The organism is Rhizobium sp. NPDC090275, from assembly GCF_044772225.1.
Classification (GTDB): Bacteria; Pseudomonadota; Alphaproteobacteria; order Rhizobiales; family Rhizobiaceae; genus Rhizobium.
This window is the reverse complement of the sequence record NZ_JBIVYL010000004.1, coordinates 447,535-467,378: the sequence shown is the minus strand read 5'-3', so window position 1 is coordinate 467,378 and position 19,844 is coordinate 447,535. Positions and strand designations below refer to the sequence as shown.

Below are 19,844 nucleotides of genomic sequence, written 5' to 3'. Positions count from 1 at the left end.
TCGCCCCTCCTTACGCCGATGCCATCGCATTGTTTTCGAAGCCCCTCACGGCCTCCGCCGTCGCCGTGCGCGCCAGATCGTCGGGCGCAGGTGCGGCCGCGCGGAAGCGGGTGATGGTGACCGGTTGCGGCGCATAGATAGGGCTCGGGTCCAGCGGATGCGGGCAGTTGGAGAAGCCGACGAGCATGTCCATCTCGGCGCGCAGCTCTGTATAATCGCCACTATTGGAGCGCTTGGCGCGCCAGTGGAAACCGCCATCCTCATCCAGGCTGACGGGTGCGAAGAGATTGATCATGCCGGGAATGTCACGACGGTCGAGACCGAGCTTGCCCGCTAGCAGTACGAGGTTGTCGCGGGTGTTGCGGGTCTTTTCGCCCGGATATTTCGCGGCGTTGGTGGCTGCCGTGGAGCCGCCCATCAGGCAATCGTGAGCGCCGGAGCTATCTTCAACCAACGAAAACATCACGCGGCCCATATCGGAAAACAGCACGCGGCCTTTGCCAAGCGCCGTTGTCCATTGGACCTTGGCGGTATCGACCAGGTTGAGCCGCTCGCTCGTATCATCGGCGTTCCAGGCAACGACGGCCACCGTCGAGCCGCCCTCGCCCTGATCGACGCGAATGGCCTCGCCGCGCTTCAGCACGGTAGACCAATACCAGCCACCCGGAATGACCTCTTGATGAATGATGGCGCTGCTCTCAAGCGTTGGTGCCGGCAGCGGACTGGGCGCCGGGAGCGCCTTCGGTGCGAATTGCAGTCCTTTTTTCTGATGCTCTTCATAGCGGGCGCGGTTTGCCGCGATTTCTTCCGCAGAGCGGCTTACATGCATCATGCCTTATCTCCAGATGATGCCAGGTCGTCCTGGCGTTGCCCCGGAAATGCGATCGGGTCGTCCCGATCAGGGCTGAAAATGGATGGCGTGCCCGCAAGGCGCGGGGGCCAGATCGAAATGTCGTTGGTGATCGACGCGCCATAGCGCAGTTTCTCTTCCGGCCGGTCGCGCCGCCGCTCGAAGGCAATGACGCGGCTGGCCAGCGTGAAGGCTTCACGCATGTCGTGCGTGACCATGACCACTGTCATCTGTGTCTCGTTCCAGAGCCGCTTCATCAGCGTATGAATTTCGGCGCGGATGCCGGGGTCGAGCGCGCCGAAGGGCTCGTCGAGCAGCAGCACCTTGGGCTTCATGATCAATGCCTGCGCAAGCGCCAGGCGCTGCTGCATGCCGCCGGAGAGCTGTGATGGATACTTGCCCTCGGAGCCCGCCAGACCGACCTGCGCGATCAGGTGGCGAGCCTCCTCCATCGCCTGCCTGCGCGCGGCGCCGAAGAGCTTGGCTCGATATCGGGCGGCGGTGAATTCCTTGCCCAGCATGACGTTGCCGAGCACCGTCAGATGCGGGAACACCGAGTAGCGCTGGAACACGACGCCGCGATCGGGGCCCGGTTCAGCCGGCAGCGGCTCGCCATCGAGCAGGATCGTTCCGCGCGTCGGCTGCTCCTGGCCGAGAAGCATGCGCAGGAAGGTGGTCTTGCCGCAGCCCGACGGGCCAACGAGTGCCACGAAGGCGCGTGACTGCACCGTCAGCGACACATCCTCGAGCACGATCTGGTCGCCATATTCTTTCCAGACCTTTTCAATTCTCAGCTCGCTCATGCCGGCTTCTCCAGGACGGACCAGGGGAAGACGGCGGCCGAGATGCGGTCGAGCACATAGTTCATCGCGACCGCAAGCAACGTGATCCAGATCACATAGGGAAAGATGATATCCATCGAGAGGTAGCGGCGAACGAGGAAGATGCGGTAGCCAAGGCCGGAATCCGACGAGATCGCTTCGGCGGCGATGAGAAACAGCCAGGCCGGACCGAGCTGCAGCCTGAGACAGGTGATCAGCCGTGGGAGCACCTGCGGCAGCACGACCCGCAGGGCGATCTGCCAGGACGAGCCGCCCAAGGTCTCTGCCTTGACGATCTGCTCGCGCGGCAGTTCGAGCGCCTTCAGCGCCAGGTCGCGGATCATCGTCGGCGCGACGCCGATGGCGATCAGCGTGATCTTCGATGTCTCGCCGAGCCCCATGACGATGAAGAGGATCGGCAATAGCGCCAGTGGCGGCACCATCGATATCACCGCCACAAACGGCGCCAGCAGCGCCCTGAGATAGGGCAGCATGCCGATCAGCATGCCGACAACCAGGGCGATGACGGTCGAGATGCCAAGCCCTGACAGCAAGCGGATGAGGCTCGCCGATGTGTCCGACCAGAGCAGATACTCTCCCGTCCTCGGATCGGCGACGAAGGCCATGCGGTTGATCGCATCTCCAAGCACGGAGAGCGTGGGCAGAAGTTTGTCATTGGCGTTTTCCGCCAGCCGCGCCGCCGAGCCGAAGGCATAGGCGATCACCAGCAGCACGAACGGCAACAGCACCAGGGCGAGTTGCGCCCCTTTGCTCGGCCTCGTGTTTATCCAGCGCATGAAGATGCTCCGTTCACGTTAGACAACCAACCGGCGCGAGTTCCCGCGCCGGTATCGGCGTCGCTTAGAGCGCGCCGTCGGCGGCGGCCTTCATGTATGTTTCCGTGAAGCGAAGCTTGACGTTGCCGGCGTCGCCGAGAACCTTGCCATCCGGCATCTCGATGCCGATGACATCGGCGGACGGCGCGCCATTGCCGAGCAGGCCCTTCTCGAACAGGAAGTTGCGCACGAGGTCCATGGTCTTGGGCAGGTTCGGCGAAGCGGTGAAGGCCACGGCATCCGCCGCCTTATCGAACAGGCGGGTGACGGCCAGCTGCGCCTCGTATCCCTTGAGATCGGTACCGGATGCGGAGCCCATCGCCTCGCGCGCCGCCTTGCCTTCGGCGCTGTCGGCGGTCATCAGGGCCGTCGTCTCGTACCAGATGCCGGCGAGCGCCTTGCCGAAATTTGGGTTGTCCTTCAGCACGCCTGTGTTGGCGACCATAAGGTCGATGATTTCGCCTGGGATTTGCGAACTGTCGAACACCTTCTTGGCCGTCGGGTCTTCGAGGATGGTCGATACCAGCGGGTTCCAGGTCACGACAGCCGTCACTTCGGGCGTCTTGTAGGCGGCGACCATATCGGCATCCGACGTATTGACCACCTTAACGTCGCGCTCCGTCAGCTTGATGCTCTCTAGCGCACGCGCCATCAGGTAGTGCGAAACGGAGAACTCGACGAGATTGACGTTCTGTCCCTTGACGTCGGCGAGGCTCGCCTTGTCCTTCAGGATGACGGCGTCATTGCCATTCGAGAAGTCGCCGACGATGACGGCGGTGGTATCGACGCCGCCCGCCGCCGGAATGGACAGGCCGTCCATATTGGTGAGCGTAACCGCATCGAAGGCACCGGCGGTATATTGGTTCATCGACTCGACGTAATCGTTGAACTGCGTGACCTCGATCTTGATGCCGTATTTATCGGCCCATTTCTTGACGATGCCGTGATCGGCGGCGTAGCCCCAAGGCATCCAGCCGACATAGATGGACCAGGCGACCTTGAAATCGGTCTTCTGCTCGGCTCGGGCGCCAGTGCCGAAGCCGAGTGCCAGCGCTGTCGAAAGCGCTGCGACTGAAATGATCTTCGAAAAAGTCTGCATTGAAATTCCCCTTTTGCGTATAGAAAAAGGGATTGGCACAGACCATCGCACCGCCAATCCCTTGGCTTACGAGGTCTCCCGGGCTTTTGTCCCGCCGTGCACCCGGTGGGATTTCTCCCCCATCCGGTGGCAGCTCTCGGACCAGTCACACATTTAAGTGCCGGAACCCTAGCCACCAACTCTGCCCTATCAAATGCAACATGCGTGCCAACTCCAAAAACGCGGCATTTCCGCATGGCTTGCTCGCGCGTGCCAAAAAAAGCAGCGGTAGCGGCGGCGATTTTAGGCAGCTGCACCGAGGCTGGGATTTCTTGAGCGCAGCGGGTTGGCAGTTGAAAAGCTGAAAGCGATTGATAGTTCTGGCGCATGAGCAACGCGCGTACCGATTCAGGCGATGCAGACGGCATCGTCAAGACACTCCGAAAGCAACTGAACTGGCTGCAACGCGGAAGGGATATCCGTTCGCTCCAGTTGCAGGGTCTGCTTGCCTTCGTCGATCTCGCCATACTGGCCTTCTTCCTGTTCGGGCCATATCTGCGGACTGGGCCGTCCTATCTCATCATCGACTATATGATTGCCGTGTGGGTGGCGATCGAGCTGATCGCTCAGGCCATCGTCGCCGGTAGCGTGAAAGCCTTCGTGAAGCGGCCGATGAGTTGGATCGATTTCTTCATCTTGGCGACGCTGTTGCTTCCGGATCTCCTGTTCAACTTCACCTTCCTGCGGGCGATGCGGATCTGGGCGATCGGCAACAGCCCATTCCTGAAGGAGGGATTGCGGCGGCTCGGCTGCGCGCATCTGCTGGATGTCGTGCGCGCCTGCGTCAACCTCGTGGTCTTCCTCTTCATCGTCACCGGCTTCGTCTACACAACGTTCTTCTACGGCCAAGGCGGATGGGAAGGCTTCGTGGACGCCCTCTATTTCACCGTGGCGACGGTAACGACGACAGGCTTCGGCGACATCACCTTGCCCGGCGTCATGGGAAAGCTGACATCGATCGTGACGATGATCGTCGGCATTTCGCTCTTCGTCCGCCTCGCGCAGGCGGTCGTTCGTCCCTACAAGGTAAACTTCCCCTGCCCGCAATGCGGCCTGCAGCGCCATGATGCAGACGCCGTGCATTGCAAGGCGTGCGGACATCTGCTGAACATCCCCGACGAAGGCCAGTGACGGCGGCGCCATCAGCAACGACCGTTATATGTATAGATATGATCGCGGAAAGATGCTTTCCTCGGCGCAACATCGGAGGGATCACATGTCCGGACATTCATTCAATCTGAAGGGGCGGGTCGCCGTCGTGACCGGCGCCAGCCGCGGCCTTGGCCAAGCGATCGCCCTTGCGCTGGCGGACGCGGGCGCGGACCTCTGCATCACGGCGAGAGAGCTGGCGTCGCTGCAGGATACGAAGGCAAAGGTTGAAGGCCGTGGTGTCCGCTGCATCGCCGTCGCGCAGGATGTCAGCGACCTTACCTCGATCGACGCCGCGCTGGAACAGGCCTGCGCTTTGACGGGCGGGATCGACATCCTCGTCAACAATGCCGGCATCGAGCAGGTTGCTCCTTCGCTCGATGTGGACGAAGCGTTGTGGGACCGCATTGTCGGAACCAATCTCAAGGGCGCGTTTTTCTGGTCGCAGGCGGCGGCGAAGCGGATGTCCCAGCAGGAGAGTGGCGGCAGCATCATCAATCTCTGCTCGCTGACGTCCTTTGTCGGCGTTCCGACCGCCGTTCCCTACGGCTCATCCAAATCCGGCTTGCTCGGAATGACGCGCGCGCTCGCCGCCGAATGGGCCGAGGCCGGCATTCGGGTGAACGCGATCGCGCCCGGCTATTTCAGGACGGCGATGACCGACGGCTTCTATGAGGACGAGGACTGGCAGGCGCGCATGCTGACAAGGATCCCGCAGCGCCGCTTTGGCGAAGCAGCCGATCTTGGGGGCGCCGTCGTGTTTCTCGCCAGCGATGCGGCGGGCTATATCACCGGCCATTGCCTACCTGTCGACGGCGGCTTCCTGGCCTCCATCTGACGCATTCCTGTTGTCAGCTGCGGCGCACAATTCGCATCGTAAAGTGCGTTGACATGGCATGTATATACATGTTTCACTCGACCAAAATAAGTAAAGCGGAACATCAATCCTCGACCTGAGCCACTGGTTTGAGTAGACAGCCGATCGAACGGACATCGGCGGCGAAGCTGTGCCCACTGCTGGGTTTTCGCCGGCGCTTGCCCAAGACGCCAACAAGGTTACGTGCACAATGACTGAAGTCTCCTTTTACGAATATTCGAAGCTTTCTTCAGACGAGAAATCGGCTCTGCTTCGCCGGTCGGAGACGGACATCTCCGGCTTTATCGAGAAGGTGGGCCCGATCCTTGAGGCTGTCCGCACCGAAGGTGACCGGGCTGTCGCGCGCTTCGGCCGCGAGCTTGACAAGGCCGACGTGTCGGAAAGCTCGATCCAGGTAACCGAGGCCGAGTTCGACGCCGCCTTCAAGCTCGTCGAGGACGACGTCATCGAGGCGATCAAATTCGGCATATCGAACATCCGCACCTTCCACGAAGAGCAGAAGCCGGAGGCCATGTGGCTGAAGGAAATTCGCCCGGGCGCCTTCGCTGGCGACCGCTTCACGCCGATCCAGTCCGTCGCGCTCTACGTGCCGCGCGGAAAGGGCTCCTTCCCCTCGGTCACGATGATGACCTCGGTTCCGGCCGTGGTTGCCGGCGTGCCGAACCTTGCAATCGTCACCCCGCCGGCGCCGGATGGAAGCGTGGACGCTGCGACGCTGGTCGCGGCCCGTCTTGCTGGCGTCAACACCGTCTACAAGGTTGGCGGCGCACAGGCCGTTGCGGCCGTCGCCTATGGCACGGAAACAATCAAGCCGGCGCTGAAGATCGTCGGACCAGGCAGCCCGTGGGTCGTCGCCGCGAAGCGTCTTCTGTCAGGCGTGATCGACACCGGCCTGCCGGCCGGCCCTTCCGAAGCGATGATCTTTGCCGATGACACCGTGCATGGCGGCCTTGCAGCGCTCGACCTCCTGATCGAAGCGGAGCACGGCCCGGATTCGTCCGCCTATCTCGTCACCCACAGCCGCCGTGTCGCCGAAGAAGCGATCGCTGCCCTTCCGGAGCATTGGGGCCGGATGACGGAACAGCGCGTCGGCTTCTCCAAGACGGTGCTCACAGGAAAGTGCGGCGGCGTCGTGCTGACCTCCTCGATCGAGGAGAGCTATGCCTTCGTCAACGCCTACGCGCCCGAACACCTCGAAATTCTCTCGACAGACGCGTTCGCGCATCTCGGCCACATCACCGAGGCCGCCGAGATCCTGCTCGGACCGCACACGCCCGTCAGCATCGGCAATTTCTGCCTGGGCCCGAACGCCGTTCTGCCGACCAGCCGGTGGGCGCGTACCTACGGCCCGCTTTCGGTGACCGACTTCGTCAAGCGCAGCTCGATCGGCTACGTCACGGCGCCTGCTTATCCCGAGTTTGCCGCGCATGCTCACAAGCTTGCGCTCTACGAAGGCTTCTCCTCGCATGCCAACGCCGTGTCGGACGTGCGCGACGCTTACCTGAAGACGAAAGGTTGAGCCCTTGAAAGCGGTGCGCCTCCACGATGCTGGGGATTTGCGGGTCGAAGCGATCGACCCGCCTTCGGCCCCACCCAGCGGCTTCGTCAATGTGGAGGTCCGCGCCGCCGGCATATGTGGCTCCGACCTGCACAACTACCGCACCGGCCAGTGGATCAGCAGGCGCCCGTCGACGGCAGGTCACGAGTTCTGCGGCCGAGTGACTGATGTCGGCGAAGGTGTCGAGCATCTCAAGGTCGGCGACTACGTGGCGGCCGACTCGCGCGTCTACTGCGGCACCTGCCCGGCCTGCACGTCGGGCCGCAGCAATATATGCGAGGCGCTGGGCTTCGTCGGAGAGGCATGCGACGGCGGCTTTGCCGAGTATGTTCAACTGCCGGCAAAGCTGCTCTTCAAACACGAGCCATCGCTGGCACCGAAGGTCGCGGCGATGGCGGAGCCGCTCGCCGTGGCGCTGCATGCCGTCAGACGCCTCAATGCAGTACAGAATGAAGCCGTTCTCGTCATCGGTTGCGGCACGATCGGCGGCTTGAGCGGGCTGCTGCTGTCGAAGCTCCATAAGGGCAAGCTTCTGTTTGCCGATACCAACGTCGAGCGCTCGGCGCTGGTCGCGCGTATCTGCAGTGGGACGGCTGTCGCTTTGGACAAGGCCGCGATCGATGCCGCGCTGAATGGCGAACGACTGCGCTATGCTATTGATGCGACGGGCAACATCCATGCGATTGGCGCCGGACTCGATCTGCTTGCCGGCGGCGGCGCCTTGGCGCTTGTCGGCATCAGCCATGGCAAGCTGGATCTCGATCCGAATATCCTGGTCGAAAGGGAAATATCGCTGGTCGGCTGTCACGCTTTCGCGTCCGAGCTGCCGGAAGCGATCGCCCTGCTGCCCGAGCTGGAGCGCGCGCTCATCGAATTCAGCGAGGTTCTGGCCTCGCTAGACGATGTCCCGGATGCCTATCAGCGGCTGCTCAAAGGCCAGAGCCAGAAATTGAAGACCATCGTCGAGATCGCGGATTGAGGTTCGCCACGCGATAGCCGTTCACGAGAACGAACTGGAGAGTTTGTCATTGAGTGCACTTTCGGATTCGGCATCGCCGCTCTACGAGAAGGTCAAGGACTTCGTGCTCGCGAACATCGGCAGCGGCAAGTGGGCGCAGAATGCCCGGCTGCCCTCCGAAAACGATCTTGTGAATTCGCTCGGCGTCTCCCGCATGACCGTCCATCGTGCGCTGCGCGAGCTCACCTCGGAAGGCCATCTTCGCAGGGTCCAGGGTGTCGGCACCTTCGTCGCGCCGCCCAAAGCACAGTCGACGCTGATCGAGGTCAGCAACATCATCAACGAGATCCATGATCGGGGCGGCAAGCATCGCGCCGGCGTCATCCTGCTGGAGCGCGTCGAACATCCCGCCCCCGCCATTGTCCGCGCATTCGAGTTCGATCGGGTCAAACCCGTCGACCACTCGCTCGTCGTGCATTTCGAAAATGACGTCCCGGTGCAGCTGGAAGAGCGATACGTCAACCCCGCTCTCGTTCCGCACTATCTCGATCAGGACTTCACCTCGATCGCGACACTCGAATATCTGCAGCGCTGCACGCCGCTGACCGAGGTCGAACACTTGATCAGCGCGCTTCCGGCCGGCCCGGAGCAGGCGCGCCTGCTGCAGATGCCCGAGCGCGACAGCTGCCTCGTTCTACACCGCAAGACCTGGACCGGCGCCACGGTCGCGACCGTCAACACATTCACCCATGTCGGCAGCCGCTATTCCCTCGGCAGCCGGTATCGCCCAGCCCACAAGCCTGCCTGATAACACGCATCAACACCCAGTTTATTCGAGAAGCGCATTCCATGAGCCAGACCAACAGCCGAACCGCCATTATCCGCGATCACGCCAAGAAGCGCGATGGCGTGGCCGAGACACTTCTCGCCGAGTTGCTCTTCGATCTGTTCGAGCTCGATGCGCGGAACCTTGCGATCAATTTCGACCAGTACAGCCTGAACTCGCTGAATGGCTTCTTCGAAAGCGGCGAGGAGAAATACTTCTTCAAATTCCACCAGGAGGAAGGCGAAGAGAAGATGGGCGGTGAATATTACCGCGCGGATATCCTGACGCGCGCGGGACTTCCCGTCGATCAGCCTGTGATGATGTCGACCCTGCCCGGCGAACAGATCCTCGTTTACAAGCGCCGCTTCGACCCCAGGTTCTCCGACGTCCTGCGCGCGATCGATCTCGAACCGGATGCGGCCGCCGCCGCGGAGGCGGTGGACGCCGAACGCAAGCTGAGCGAGGCCGTGCTGAAGGTCTACCTGGAGACGCTGCACCCGGTGACGCCGGAACAGGTGGCTGAGGAGCCCGTGCACCGGCTGTTTTCCGCCCGCCTCGTCAGCGAACCCGGCGCGACATTCCCAGGTGGGCGCTACGAGAGCTTTTACATCGGCAAGCGCTTCGCCTTCCCCGGTGTTTCGCTCGATTGGAGCGAATTTGCAGCGGCGCGTTTCGTCATCAACGGCGTCGCCTATGAAAAGACGGTCGGCGAGCTGTTTGACGATGCGCACAATCGCCTTGCGCCGCATCGCCTTGCCGATGCCGGCGGTGTCACCGCCCACGGCGACGCCCACAACGCAAACGTCTGGTATCGCAGGAGCGAGGACGGTGCGTCGCTCGCCTTCTTCGACCCGGCTTTTGCCGGCGAGCACATTCCGACGCTGCTTGCGGAAGTGAAAACCACCTTCCATAACATCTTCGCCCATCCGCTCTGGCTCTACGAGCCGGCTTTGGCCGAGCAAAAGTTCGAAGCCCGGGCGTGCTACGACAATGGCACGCTGCATGCCGACTTCGACTGGCAGCCGAGCCCGGTCCGTCAGGCCCTTCTCGACGTCAAGGCAACGGCGCTGTGGAAGCCGTTGCTTACGGAGCTGAAGAGCCGAGCGCTGCTTCCAGAGGATTGGAGGACGGTAATCCGGCTCGGGCTCTTCCTCTGCCCGACGCTGGTGATGAACCTTCGCGCCGGCGCGGCCACGCATAATCCAACCTCCTCGCTGATCGGCTTTTCAACGGCCGTCATGGTGGGCAGCGAGCCGACAGCGGGCGCGGATATCGTGACCCGGTTCCTCGACGCGATCGATCCGGAGCAGGCGTGAGATGAGCGTTTTGCACCATCACGAATTCGCCAAAACGCGACATCGGCGATTGCCGAAATCGACAGGTACATTCATAGAGAGGTAGAGGTTTTCTGGCTTTGCGAGGCGCCAATCGGCGGTATCGCGCAGATTCAGATTTACAAGTTCGGGCAAAGAAATGACTATACATAATGCTGTTCTGCCGACCGCCCAAAATATAGGCTGAGCATACAAAACACACGAATGACGTCTCGGCTTCGAGCCTAGCGAACACATCATCGTAGAAAAGAGGGGTTACCATGACATACGCATCCATCAAGTCTCACATGTCGCGCCTGGCCATCGTCGCCGGCGTCATCGGCGCTCTCACGCAAGCCGTCCCGGCTGCAGCAGCCGACATTCCCGCCAAGCCGGAAGCCGGCACGTTCAAGCTCGGTATCGAGCCATGGCTCGGCTACGGCCAGTGGCACGTCGCGGCCAACAAGGATCTGTTCAAGAAGTCCGGTCTCGAAGAAGTCGAGCTGGTCAACTTTACCGAAGACAAGGACCTGAACGCGGCGCTCGCCAGCGGCCAACTGGACGCAGCCAACATCGCGACCCACACCGCGATGGGCATGGTCGCCGCCGGCCTGCCGGTGAAGATCGTCTCGCTCCTCGATTTCAGTCTCACGGCCGATGCCATTCTCGCCGGCAACGACATCAACAGCGTTGCCGACCTGAAGGGCAAGAGCGTTGCCTATGAAGAAGGCACGACCAGCGACATCCTGCTGAACTACGCGCTCGCTGCCAACGGCATGACCATCGACGACATCACCCGTGTTCCGATGCCGGCCGCCGATGCCGGTTCCGCTCTGATCGCCGGCCAGGTCCCGGTTGCCGTGACCTACGAGCCCTACATCTCGACCGCACGCGCGCAGGACAAGGCCGTCAAGCTTCTCTTCGAAGCCGGCAAGGACCCCGGCCTCGTGTCCGACGTGCTCGTTGTTCGCGAAGACGTTCTGAAGTCCAAGCCGGGCCAGGTTCTGGCCATGCTGAAGGCCTGGGACGCAGCGCTCGCCGACTACAAGGCCAACACCGCCGAGGACCGCGCGATCATCGCCAAGGCCGTTGGCGCGTCGCCTGAAGACCTCGCAACCGCATTCGACGGCGTGCAGTATTACACGACCGCCGAAGCGTCCAAGGCCTTCGCCGGCGAGTTCAAGACCAGGACATTCGTCGATGTGCTCAAGGCCGCCAAGCTCGCCAAGATCCTGACCCAGGACGTGACCGCCGAACAGATGATCGACTCGTCCTTCGTCGACGCGGCCAATAAGTAACGCGCTACTCAAGACGGATCATCCATGTCGGCATCACAATCCTCGTCTGCCAGCACCGACACCCGCGCGTCCTCGCGCGCGGGTGTCGGGCGACCGCCCAGTGCATTCCGCATCGGTGATCCGCTCGGCGCAAAAACGTTCCTCCTGATCGCGGTGTGCGTCTTCGCGCTGTTGTTTGCCTTTTGGTGGGCGGCGACCGCGACCGGCTGGGTCAAGCCCATCTTTCTTCCAAGCCCGAGCGCTGTCTGGACCAAGATGGTGGAACTGACGCTCGACGGGACGCTGCTGAACGATGCCGGCATCAGCATCTATAGAATGCTCGTCGGCTTCGCGCTGGCATCCTTGATGGCGATCCCGATCGGCATCATGATCGGCTGCTACCGCACCTGGGAAGCGGCGATCGAACCGTTTATCGACTTCGTCCGCTACATGCCTGTCGTCGCCTTCGTGCCGCTGACGATCCTGTGGGCCGGAACAAGCGACATCCAGAAATTCGTCATCATCTGGATCGGCACTTTCTTCCAGCAGGTGCTGATGGTGATGGACAGCGTCAAGCGCGTGCCGCCCGACTTCGTCGGGCTTGGTCGAACGCTCGGTCTATCGGAACCGAAGATCCTCTGGCGCATCGTCCTGCCGTCGTCACTGCCGGGGATCTGGGATACGCTCCGGATCAGCATGGGCTGGGCCTGGACTTGGCTTGTTCTGGCCGAGCTTGTCGCGGCCACCTCGGGGCTTGGCTACCGCATCGTGGTCTCCCAGCGTTATTTCCAGACGCAGACGATCATCGGCTACATCCTGCTTCTTGGCATACTTGGTCTGATCACCGATCAGAGCATGAAGGCTCTCGAGCGTGTTTTCTTCCGTTATACGTCGAGACATTGATATGACTGAACCGAAACTGAAGATCCAATCGCTCAACAAGTGGTACGGATCGGGCAAGCGAAGCGTTCACGCCCTCAGTGACATCGATCTGGAACTGGCAGACAACGAGTTCGTGTCGCTGGTCGGCGCCTCCGGCTGCGGCAAGAGCACGCTTCTGTCGATCGTCGCCGGCCTGCAGAAGTTCAACGACGGGGTGCTATTAACCGATGGCGCGCCGATCGTCGGCCCCGGCCTCGATCGCGGCGTCGTCTTTCAGTCCTACACGCTGCTGCCCTGGCTGACCGCGCAGCAGAATGTCGAGTTCGCCCTTCAGGCGGCAGGCCTGTCGGCTGCCGAGCGCAGGGAAGTCGCGCGACACCATATCAATCTGGTCAAGCTCGACCGTTTCGCCGATGCCTTCCCCTCGCAGCTATCCGGCGGCATGAAGCAGCGCGTCGCCATCGCACGCGCGCTGTCCTACCGGCCGAAGATGCTCCTGATGGACGAGCCCTTCGGGGCGCTGGACGCTCTGACGCGCCATCAGATGCAGGAATTGCTGACGCAGATCTGGGAAGAGCATCGCCTGACGGTGCTGTTCGTCACCCATGACGTCGAAGAGGCCGTCTACCTCTCCGACCGCATCATTTCGATGAGCATCAATCCCGGCCGGATCAACGCTACCTTCCACGTCGGACTGGCGCGCCCGCGGCATCAGGACATGATCTCGACCTCGGACTTCATCTCCATCCAGAAGGAAGTGCTGGCGGCGATCCGCGCGGGTTCGCAGCAGGATGATGCGCTTTAAGCTCTGAACCGGCCGACGAGATTGAGCATGATGCGTCCGACGTCGTTGTCGTCTCCCGGCGCCGGCAGCGCGCCGATCCACGCGACGGAACTGGCGGAAAACACCAACCCGCCGGCCTCGTGTCGATAGATCGTCATATCCGATCGCCGCATCGCGGCCCGCTCCGCCTCACCATCGACAAGCCAGAGATCAGGACGCACCTGAAAGCTGTCGTCGAAGCCATCCGCGACCGCCAGCCGAACCAGGTTGGCGGGCGTGTCCTCCGAGCGCAGCACCGCATCCACCTCATACCCCGCCGCACCGCCGAGCACTGTGCCTCCGTCTCCGAAGACCTCGCCGACGCCATCGAACAGCCAGGCATATTCGGCGCCGTAGCTCCCTTTCAGCCGGCGGTAAGGTCGGGATGGGCCGAAGCTCATGATCACATAGGTGACGCCAACCAGCGCCTGGGGATGACGGTTGCCGCGATCTTCCCAGTTTCCGCCCGGCTCGCCCGTCATCGAGAGGTGCATCTCGCCCGGCCGGCCGCTCCAGATATCGTTCTTGCCGCGCCGCAGCTCCATCTTGTCGCCGTCAAAAGCGACCACCCAGTAAAAGCCGTTGCCGCCGAGATAGCCGAGGCTGCCGCCGGAGCCGAGATAGCGATCCAGCCCGTTCATCATCGCCGACGACCAGTATTCCGGATGACTGCCTGTCAGCACCAGGCGATAGGGCGATAGGCTCTCCAAGCCTTCGTCGTGCAGATCGCGATCGGTCAGCACGTCGACCGCGATGCCATGCCGCGCGTAGAATTTCAGCAGTTGCAGATCGACAGAGAGCAGATGCGGCGAGTTCGACAGGGGGTAGTGATAGTCGTCCCTCAGCGTCGCGCGCGGGCGGCGGCTTGAGGTCAGGCTGACGCCGCTGAGATCGCTGTGCGTGTCGTAGAGGCTGAGGAAATTGTTGTCGATCGCGAACAGATGCGCGCGGTCGCTCCCATGCCAGGGGTAGCGATGCGGCGGTAGTTGCTCGTCGGCGTAAGCGAGATAGGTCGCCGTCGGCAGCAGAACTGCCACGTTCGATTGAGGCACCCTCGGGCGAACGAAAAAAGGCAGCCTCTCCACGCCGCGATCGGTCTTTATCTCGAGCGCATAGACGCCGGATCGGGCATCCTCGTGGATGTGAACCGTCATATCCGCCGCCCAGTCGAAACCGCCGAAGTCATCGTCGTGCAGGTGGATGGCATCGAAATGATCGGGGGCCAGACGGGGATCATGAATCTCGCCGGTAAAGCGTGGAGAGGCGACCGCAAATGTCGGCGCATTGTGGAGGGTGATCGCAGGGCCGCCTTGCTGCACGGGCGGAATGTCGCTTACCGGACCGCGGGTGGGAAAGCGCCATTCCGTCTCGTGGTCGGCGCTGATTAGACGGATGCGGCTGAGCCTAGCGTTCAAGGTCTGGTGTGAACGATCCGAGACGCCGCCGATGCAGATCGAGTCGGTAATATCCGCCGCGACGCGCGGGATCGTGCATTCCGCTACGACCTGCTGGTCAGCACGCCTGACCCTGTAACCTACCCAGCCCGGCGAAACGGAGACGTCGAGTTGATACCATCGCTCGTTACGGACTTCGGCGATGGTATGGCTTTCGCCCTCGACCACGGCAACCAGACGGCCATCCGGCTCTAGGTTCAAGAGCAGCGGGCCGATCGCGATAACCGGCTTCTCTGTCTCGTTCCTTGTGAAGAGGATTTCGAGGGACAGTTCATACACGTCGGAATGAAGGGCTGTAGCCGGAATCTCGGCCCAGGAACCGAGGTCGTACTCGCGGATCGAAAGCGCATCCGAAAGCCGTGCGATCTCCCAATCGACTGCCTCCGCCTCGTCGCGATCAAGCGCGACGATCCTGACGCTTGCCTTCGGATCGACGCAGGACAGAAAGGCGCCCGTGACGGAGCCAGCCTTCACGCTCCACGGCTCGATGAAACCAACCGCAGCCATTGCGTCGTGGTTCAATCGCTTTCGCATGCCGGCACCCCGTATTCTCAAAGTCGGGGCGGCAATCCGATGGCGACCCAGTTATCAGCAGGAATTTTGTCTATACATCTTGGTGCCGTCAAGCACTGCGCTGACCGAGATATTCTTGTGATGCGTACCAAACCGACAGATTCTGGCCTGTTAACGACGCAGGCAATAGGCTAAGAGCGCTTTGGTCGCATTCTTTTTCCCCGATGCGGCCGAAACTTCAGCCTCGCCCTTCGCGAGGCTTTTTCTTTGTCCGCCTGCCCTTCGCCAAAAGGTGGACAACCCATTCAGCACATTGAACTTTTTATCTCCCTAATGCACGATATGCACAATGCGAGGGAGGCGCACATAATGCGTTCAGGATTGGGGACGATCACTATTGCCGATGACGGGCATAACGGCCATGTCGCCTACGAAATGACAGAAAAAGACGGGCTATTGTTTGCCGGCGAAGAATTACTGCGGCGCGCAAAGGCAGCCAAGCGGGTCATTTTCCGGCCGCTTTCAGCCGCGACCGAACACCGAATCCGCATCGGAAGCGTCGACGCGAGTTGCGCCAATTTCCTGATCCTGACCTGAGCCGGCTGGGCCGCCGGCACAGGTTGGAGCGATAGGGCTAGGCGAGGTCAGCGCCCGGCGAAAGCCAGTTCCGCGAAATCGTAGACGCGCGCGAAGGCGGCGTCCGCCCCGGCGATGGCCGCCAGCTCTTCGTCCTCACTCAGATCCACGCTATCGAGCGCTGCCGTGAACGTGCGCCAATGCAGGCCACGTCCTTCCGGCGCACCGGCGAGGTGGCGCGCGCCCATATTCTCGTCGAGGCCGAGCTTGGCCGCGTATTTCAACAGGAAGGCGGCGCCGAGATTGGAGCCTTCGATCACATAAAGCCAGCCGAGGGCTTCCCCAAGCGCGACCTTTTCTCCCCTGGCGAATATCGGTGCGCTATCCGCTTTCGGCATCGCGACGCCGAGATCGACAAAATCCTGCTCGATCAGCGCCAGCCTCCGGCGACCGGCGAGATCGGGAAGGAAGGCGTCGAGCTCTTCATTGAAGAACAGGGCATCGAGATCCCGGTGAAACAGGTACTGCATGGTGACGAGGCGAGCGTAGCTCTCCCGATCCGCGAAGGGATTGAGCTGCATGATGCGCTTATCCAGGCGCTCATGCGCTGCATGTGTCGCGGCTTTCAGTCGCTTGGTGCGGGTGTCCTCGGTTACCGGCGAGATCTCAGTCGCAATCGACATCCATTCAATCCTTCAATCAGTTTTGGCCTTCGATCAGGCCTTAGCGAATAAATCTATGAGCGGACTACCATCCATCCACCCCATAAGAACAAAGATCTCATGGAGACGGAGGGGCTTTATCACGGCGCCATCGCAGCGCCTTGATTCATGACAATATCACTCATATTTCTATCATGTACCCGTATATTTTCGTGGGCAATCTTTTGCACAGCGTGATGTAACGCCTACGCGTGGCGTCCTTATCGGCAATCGATCCGGACCGCGCCTAGCGTTTGGTCGCCCAGGCGCGCTCCACGGCTGATTTCAGCTCCATCTCGGAATAGGGTTTCCGCAGCAGGAAGGCTTTGGACGGAGCGCCGACCGGCAAACTGTGCTCACCGGTCGCGAACACGACGGCGACATCCGGATGCAGACGAAGCACGGCAACGGCAAGGTCGATGCCGTTGATATCTGGCAATCCGATATCCGCGACCAGCACGTCGATCTCGTTAGCCTGCAGGAACTCCAGCGCCTCCGCGCCATCCGCCGCTTCCGTCACCTGATGCCCCAGATCGAGCAGCATTTCCGCCGTGTTGGAACGGATCAGGAAATCGTCCTCGACCAGCAAAATGCGCGGACCCACCGCCGCAACGGGCTGATCGATCGGTGCCGCGTTGCGCGGCGAGGAGGCAGGGCTGACCTGCTTCTGGTTCGCGATCACGTGGCGAAGCCGGCGTGCCAGCGCTTCTCTCGTATAGGGCTTGGACAGCAGCTCGACGCCCGGGTCGAGCCTTCCGCCGTGAACGATCGAGTTTTCCGTATAGCCTGACGTGAAGAGCACGGCCACGCCGGGCAGCCGCTCCTTCGCACGCCGCGCCATCTCGCTGCTCTTCAGCGGTCCGGGCATGACGACATCAGTGAAGATCACGTCGATCTGCATGCCGCTTTCGATGACATTCAGCCCGGCCTGCGCGTCCTTGGCGGTCAATACGCTATAGCCGAGATCGGACAGCGTCTCGACGACGATCGCGCGGACCTCCTCGTCATCCTCGACCACAAGCACCGTTTCCGTGCCGCCGACCACCGGCCCGCCATGCACGGTCACTTCACGGTCCTCGTCGGCGACGGAACGCGGCAGATAGATGCGCACCGTCGTTCCCTGATCCACTTCGCTATAGATCTTCACATGCCCGCCCGATTGCTTGACGAAGCCATAGACCATGGACAGTCCGAGCCCGGTTCCCTTGCCCTCTGGCTTGGTCGAGAAGAACGGCTCGAACACCTTGTTCAAGATATCAGGCGACATGCCGGTACCGGTATCGGTGACGGCGAGCATCACGTACTGGCCGGGCATGACCTCCTGATGGCTGCGCGCATATTCCTGGTCGAGCGCGGCGTTGCCCATCTCGATCGTCAGCTTGCCGGAGCCGTTCATCGCGTCGCGCGCGTTGATCGCAAGGTTGAGCAGCGCGTTCTCCACCTGCGTGGGGTCGGCATAGGTGTTCCATAGCCCGCCGCTGGTGATGACTTCGATCTCGACCGCTTCACCCAGCGAACGCCGCAACAGATCGTCCATGCCGCCGATGAAGCGGGCGATGTTGATGACCCGAGGCTCCAGCGCCTGCCGGCGGCCGAAGGCGAGCAGCTGGCTTGCGAGCTTCGCGCCACGATTGACGCCGGCCAGCGCATTGGCCAGGCGCCGCTCCGCCCGCTCATTGCCCATCAGATCCTTGGACAAAAGCTGCAGGTTGCCGGAGACCACCTGAAGCAGATTGTTGAAGTCGTGCGCCACGCCGCCCGTCAGCTGGCCGATCGCTTCCATCTTCTGCGCCTGCTGCAGCGCGCGCTCGGTCTGATGGCGCTCGGCGATCTCGGCTTCGACCCGTGCCTCGAGGCTTTCGTTGAGCTGTCGCAGCTGCTCCTCGGCCCGCACGCGGTGGCGCACCTGCCGTTCGAGGCTGGTGGCATGTTCCTGAAGGCTGGCCTCGGCCTCGCGCTGCTCGGTGATATCGGTGTGAACGCCGACCCATTCCTCGATCTCGCCCGAAGCGTCGAAGATCGGAACGCCGCGAATGGCAAAGGTTCGGTAGACGCCATCGGCACGCCGGACCCGGTGCTCGTGGACATAGGTCGCCTTCGCCGCGACCGCGGCTTTCCAACTCTCGACCGAGCCTTCCTGATCATCCGGGTGAACGGCGTCCGCCCAGCCGTAACACTGGTAGCTCTCGAAGGGTTGCCCCGTCAGCGCCGACCATGCCGGCTGCTCGCCGAGCATCCGTCCGTCGGCGGCGTTCGTCCAGATCACACCATGAACGGCGTTTACCGCCGCGCGGAAGCGACCGTTGCTGCGCTGCAGGGCGACTTCGGAACGCTTGCGATCCTCGATGTCGATCATCACCACATAGATGCCTTCGACATCGCCGCCCGATGTGCGCCGAGGCACATAGCGTATCTCGACGTTGCGGTCGGTTCCATCAGGCCGGACGATCGATGTGTCGGTGATAATGCGGTCGCCGGCCATCGCCTGCTCGACCAGAGGGAGACGTGTCTGGTAGCTCGCCTGGCCGATCACCTCGGACACATGCTTGCCGACGACATCGGCCGCATCCAGGCCGAACCATTCCATGTAGCCCTGGTTGGCAAAGCGGTAGATATGGCCGCGATCGATGAAACCGACGAGGATGGGAAGCGCATCAGTCAGCCGTTTCAGTTCCTCGCGGCTTTCCGCGAGTTCGTTCACCGCTTTCACCTTGTCGGTGTTTTCAAGCACGGTACAGAGAACGCCGTTCACCTTGCCGTCGTCGTCGTAGATCGGCGTGTAGAACAGGTCGAAGACAACTTCCTCAGGCACGCCGTTGCGATTCAGGACCATCTTCTGGTCGCGGTATGACTGGACCTCACCGCGGAAGCCGGCCTCGAGAATCTTGCTGTTCCAGTCCCAGATCTCCGGCCAGATGCCGGGAACCGTCGCGCCAAGCGCGCGCGGATGATAGTTACCGGCAATTTCCACATAGCCGTCGTTATAGATCATCACATGATCATCGCCCCACATAAGCACCTGCGGGATGGGCGAATTTACGATCGAATTGACCTTGATTCTCAGGTTCTGCGGCCACTCGCTGATCGGGCCAAGCGAGGTTGCCGCCCAATCGAAACGGCGAACAAGTTCTCCGGTCTCGCCGCCGCCGATGGGCCAATGGCCGGACGTGAACTGATAAGTCATAAAGCCACCAAATGAACCAGAAATTCCCTTGTTTCATAGGGGACGGGAATGGCCCTGTCCATGGCGCTAGGGCGAGAACAAACACCCCGGCAGACATAATATGCTGAC

General features: G+C 61.8%; 17 protein-coding genes and 1 riboswitch. Of the genes, 10 read left to right on the top strand and 7 right to left on the bottom strand.

Annotated features, from left to right (window positions below):
• Positions 1–10 precede the first annotated feature (10 nt).
• From ACIQUB_RS13315 to ACIQUB_RS13300, 4 genes are all read right to left on the bottom strand, one after another.
• Positions 11–832: an urea amidolyase associated protein UAAP1 gene (locus ACIQUB_RS13315; RefSeq protein WP_402930111.1), complete on the bottom strand. Its 822-nt coding sequence runs from the start codon at positions 830–832 to the stop codon at positions 11–13.
• Positions 829–1,653 (bottom strand): ABC transporter ATP-binding protein, encoded by an 825-nt coding sequence (locus ACIQUB_RS13310; protein ID WP_402930109.1) that lies wholly within the window; start codon positions 1,651–1,653, stop codon positions 829–831. Before ACIQUB_RS13310 ends, ACIQUB_RS13315 begins: the two co-directional genes overlap by 4 nt.
• The gene (locus ACIQUB_RS13305; RefSeq protein WP_402930107.1) at positions 1,650–2,468 is read right to left on the bottom strand and encodes an ABC transporter permease; all 819 of its coding nucleotides are present in this window, start codon (positions 2,466–2,468) and stop codon (positions 1,650–1,652) included. Before ACIQUB_RS13305 ends, ACIQUB_RS13310 begins: the two co-directional genes overlap by 4 nt.
• A gap of 64 nt (positions 2,469–2,532) precedes the next feature.
• Positions 2,533–3,606: a putative urea ABC transporter substrate-binding protein gene (locus tag ACIQUB_RS13300; protein WP_402930105.1), complete on the bottom strand. Its 1,074-nt coding sequence runs from the start codon at positions 3,604–3,606 to the stop codon at positions 2,533–2,535.
• Positions 3,607–3,679: 73 nt separating this feature from the next.
• A riboswitch (guanidine-I (ykkC/yxkD leader) is annotated at positions 3,680–3,789 on the bottom strand.
• Positions 3,790–3,972: 183 nt separating this feature from the next.
• Between ACIQUB_RS13300 and ACIQUB_RS13295 the strand changes: the two genes are divergently transcribed.
• From ACIQUB_RS13295 to ACIQUB_RS13255, 9 genes are all read left to right on the top strand, one after another.
• Entirely contained in the window at positions 3,973–4,776 is an 804-nt protein-coding gene (locus tag ACIQUB_RS13295) for a potassium channel family protein (protein ID WP_402930103.1), read from the top strand.
• Positions 4,777–4,861: 85 nt separating this feature from the next.
• The gene (locus tag ACIQUB_RS13290; RefSeq protein WP_402930101.1) at positions 4,862–5,632 is read left to right on the top strand and encodes an SDR family NAD(P)-dependent oxidoreductase; all 771 of its coding nucleotides are present in this window, start codon (positions 4,862–4,864) and stop codon (positions 5,630–5,632) included.
• Positions 5,633–5,861: 229 nt separating this feature from the next.
• Positions 5,862–7,190 (top strand): histidinol dehydrogenase, encoded by a 1,329-nt coding sequence (hisD, locus tag ACIQUB_RS13285; RefSeq protein WP_112436544.1) that lies wholly within the window; start codon positions 5,862–5,864, stop codon positions 7,188–7,190.
• Between the two features lie 4 nt (positions 7,191–7,194).
• The gene (locus tag ACIQUB_RS13280) at positions 7,195–8,208 is read left to right on the top strand and encodes a zinc-binding dehydrogenase (RefSeq protein WP_402930098.1); all 1,014 of its coding nucleotides are present in this window, start codon (positions 7,195–7,197) and stop codon (positions 8,206–8,208) included.
• Between the two features lie 49 nt (positions 8,209–8,257).
• Positions 8,258–8,995, top strand: a complete 738-nt coding sequence (gene hutC, locus ACIQUB_RS13275; RefSeq protein WP_402930096.1) for a histidine utilization repressor — start codon at positions 8,258–8,260, stop codon at positions 8,993–8,995.
• A 41-nt stretch (positions 8,996–9,036) separates the two neighbouring features.
• The gene (locus ACIQUB_RS13270; RefSeq protein ID WP_402930094.1) at positions 9,037–10,329 is read left to right on the top strand and encodes a hypothetical protein; all 1,293 of its coding nucleotides are present in this window, start codon (positions 9,037–9,039) and stop codon (positions 10,327–10,329) included.
• Positions 10,330–10,607: 278 nt separating this feature from the next.
• Positions 10,608–11,624, top strand: coding sequence for an ABC transporter substrate-binding protein (locus ACIQUB_RS13265; protein ID WP_402930092.1), 1,017 nt, complete (start codon positions 10,608–10,610; stop codon positions 11,622–11,624).
• 24 nt (positions 11,625–11,648) lie between these two features.
• On the top strand, positions 11,649–12,506 hold the full coding sequence (locus ACIQUB_RS13260) for an ABC transporter permease (RefSeq protein ID WP_402930090.1): 858 nt from the start codon (positions 11,649–11,651) through the stop codon (positions 12,504–12,506).
• Between the two features lies 1 nt (position 12,507).
• Positions 12,508–13,290: an ABC transporter ATP-binding protein gene (locus ACIQUB_RS13255; RefSeq protein ID WP_018896797.1), complete on the top strand. Its 783-nt coding sequence runs from the start codon at positions 12,508–12,510 to the stop codon at positions 13,288–13,290.
• On the opposite strand, the gene ACIQUB_RS13250 is transcribed toward ACIQUB_RS13255, so the two are convergent.
• Positions 13,287–15,296: a N,N-dimethylformamidase beta subunit family domain-containing protein gene (locus ACIQUB_RS13250; RefSeq protein ID WP_402930088.1), complete on the bottom strand. Its 2,010-nt coding sequence runs from the start codon at positions 15,294–15,296 to the stop codon at positions 13,287–13,289. The two genes, ACIQUB_RS13255 and ACIQUB_RS13250, sit on opposite strands and share 4 nt — an antisense overlap.
• A gap of 348 nt (positions 15,297–15,644) precedes the next feature.
• Between ACIQUB_RS13250 and ACIQUB_RS13245 the strand changes: the two genes are divergently transcribed.
• The gene (locus ACIQUB_RS13245) at positions 15,645–15,872 is read left to right on the top strand and encodes a hypothetical protein (RefSeq protein WP_026282694.1); all 228 of its coding nucleotides are present in this window, start codon (positions 15,645–15,647) and stop codon (positions 15,870–15,872) included.
• A gap of 47 nt (positions 15,873–15,919) precedes the next feature.
• On the opposite strand, the gene ACIQUB_RS13240 is transcribed toward ACIQUB_RS13245, so the two are convergent.
• Together ACIQUB_RS13240 and ACIQUB_RS13235 are read right to left on the bottom strand one after the other, a co-directional pair.
• Positions 15,920–16,534 carry a biliverdin-producing heme oxygenase gene (locus ACIQUB_RS13240; RefSeq protein ID WP_402930086.1) on the bottom strand — a complete coding sequence of 205 codons (615 nt, stop codon included), beginning with the start codon at positions 16,532–16,534 and terminating at the stop codon, positions 15,920–15,922.
• Positions 16,535–16,799: 265 nt separating this feature from the next.
• Positions 16,800–19,736: a PAS domain-containing protein gene (locus ACIQUB_RS13235; protein WP_402930084.1), complete on the bottom strand. Its 2,937-nt coding sequence runs from the start codon at positions 19,734–19,736 to the stop codon at positions 16,800–16,802.
• Positions 19,737–19,844: the final 108 nt, after the last annotated feature.

Coding starts and splice junctions, on each gene's coding strand:
- ACIQUB_RS13300 (WP_402930105.1), bottom strand. CDS start 3,606: ATGCAGACTTTTTCGAAGATCATTTCAGTCGCAGCGCTTTCGACAGCG.
- hisD (WP_112436544.1), top strand. CDS start 5,862: ATGACTGAAGTCTCCTTTTACGAATATTCGAAGCTTTCTTCAGACGAG.
- ACIQUB_RS13235 (WP_402930084.1), bottom strand. CDS start 19,736: ATGACTTATCAGTTCACGTCCGGCCATTGGCCCATCGGCGGCGGCGAG.
- ACIQUB_RS13250 (WP_402930088.1), bottom strand. CDS start 15,296: ATGCGAAAGCGATTGAACCACGACGCAATGGCTGCGGTTGGTTTCATC.
- ACIQUB_RS13295 (WP_402930103.1), top strand. CDS start 3,973: ATGAGCAACGCGCGTACCGATTCAGGCGATGCAGACGGCATCGTCAAG.
- ACIQUB_RS13265 (WP_402930092.1), top strand. CDS start 10,608: ATGACATACGCATCCATCAAGTCTCACATGTCGCGCCTGGCCATCGTC.
- ACIQUB_RS13255 (WP_018896797.1), top strand. CDS start 12,508: ATGACTGAACCGAAACTGAAGATCCAATCGCTCAACAAGTGGTACGGA.
- ACIQUB_RS13290 (WP_402930101.1), top strand. CDS start 4,862: ATGTCCGGACATTCATTCAATCTGAAGGGGCGGGTCGCCGTCGTGACC.
- ACIQUB_RS13310 (WP_402930109.1), bottom strand. CDS start 1,653: ATGAGCGAGCTGAGAATTGAAAAGGTCTGGAAAGAATATGGCGACCAG.
- ACIQUB_RS13305 (WP_402930107.1), bottom strand. CDS start 2,468: ATGCGCTGGATAAACACGAGGCCGAGCAAAGGGGCGCAACTCGCCCTG.
- ACIQUB_RS13245 (WP_026282694.1), top strand. CDS start 15,645: ATGCGTTCAGGATTGGGGACGATCACTATTGCCGATGACGGGCATAAC.
- ACIQUB_RS13260 (WP_402930090.1), top strand. CDS start 11,649: ATGTCGGCATCACAATCCTCGTCTGCCAGCACCGACACCCGCGCGTCC.
- ACIQUB_RS13240 (WP_402930086.1), bottom strand. CDS start 16,534: ATGTCGATTGCGACTGAGATCTCGCCGGTAACCGAGGACACCCGCACC.
- ACIQUB_RS13315 (WP_402930111.1), bottom strand. CDS start 832: ATGATGCATGTAAGCCGCTCTGCGGAAGAAATCGCGGCAAACCGCGCC.
- ACIQUB_RS13270 (WP_402930094.1), top strand. CDS start 9,037: ATGAGCCAGACCAACAGCCGAACCGCCATTATCCGCGATCACGCCAAG.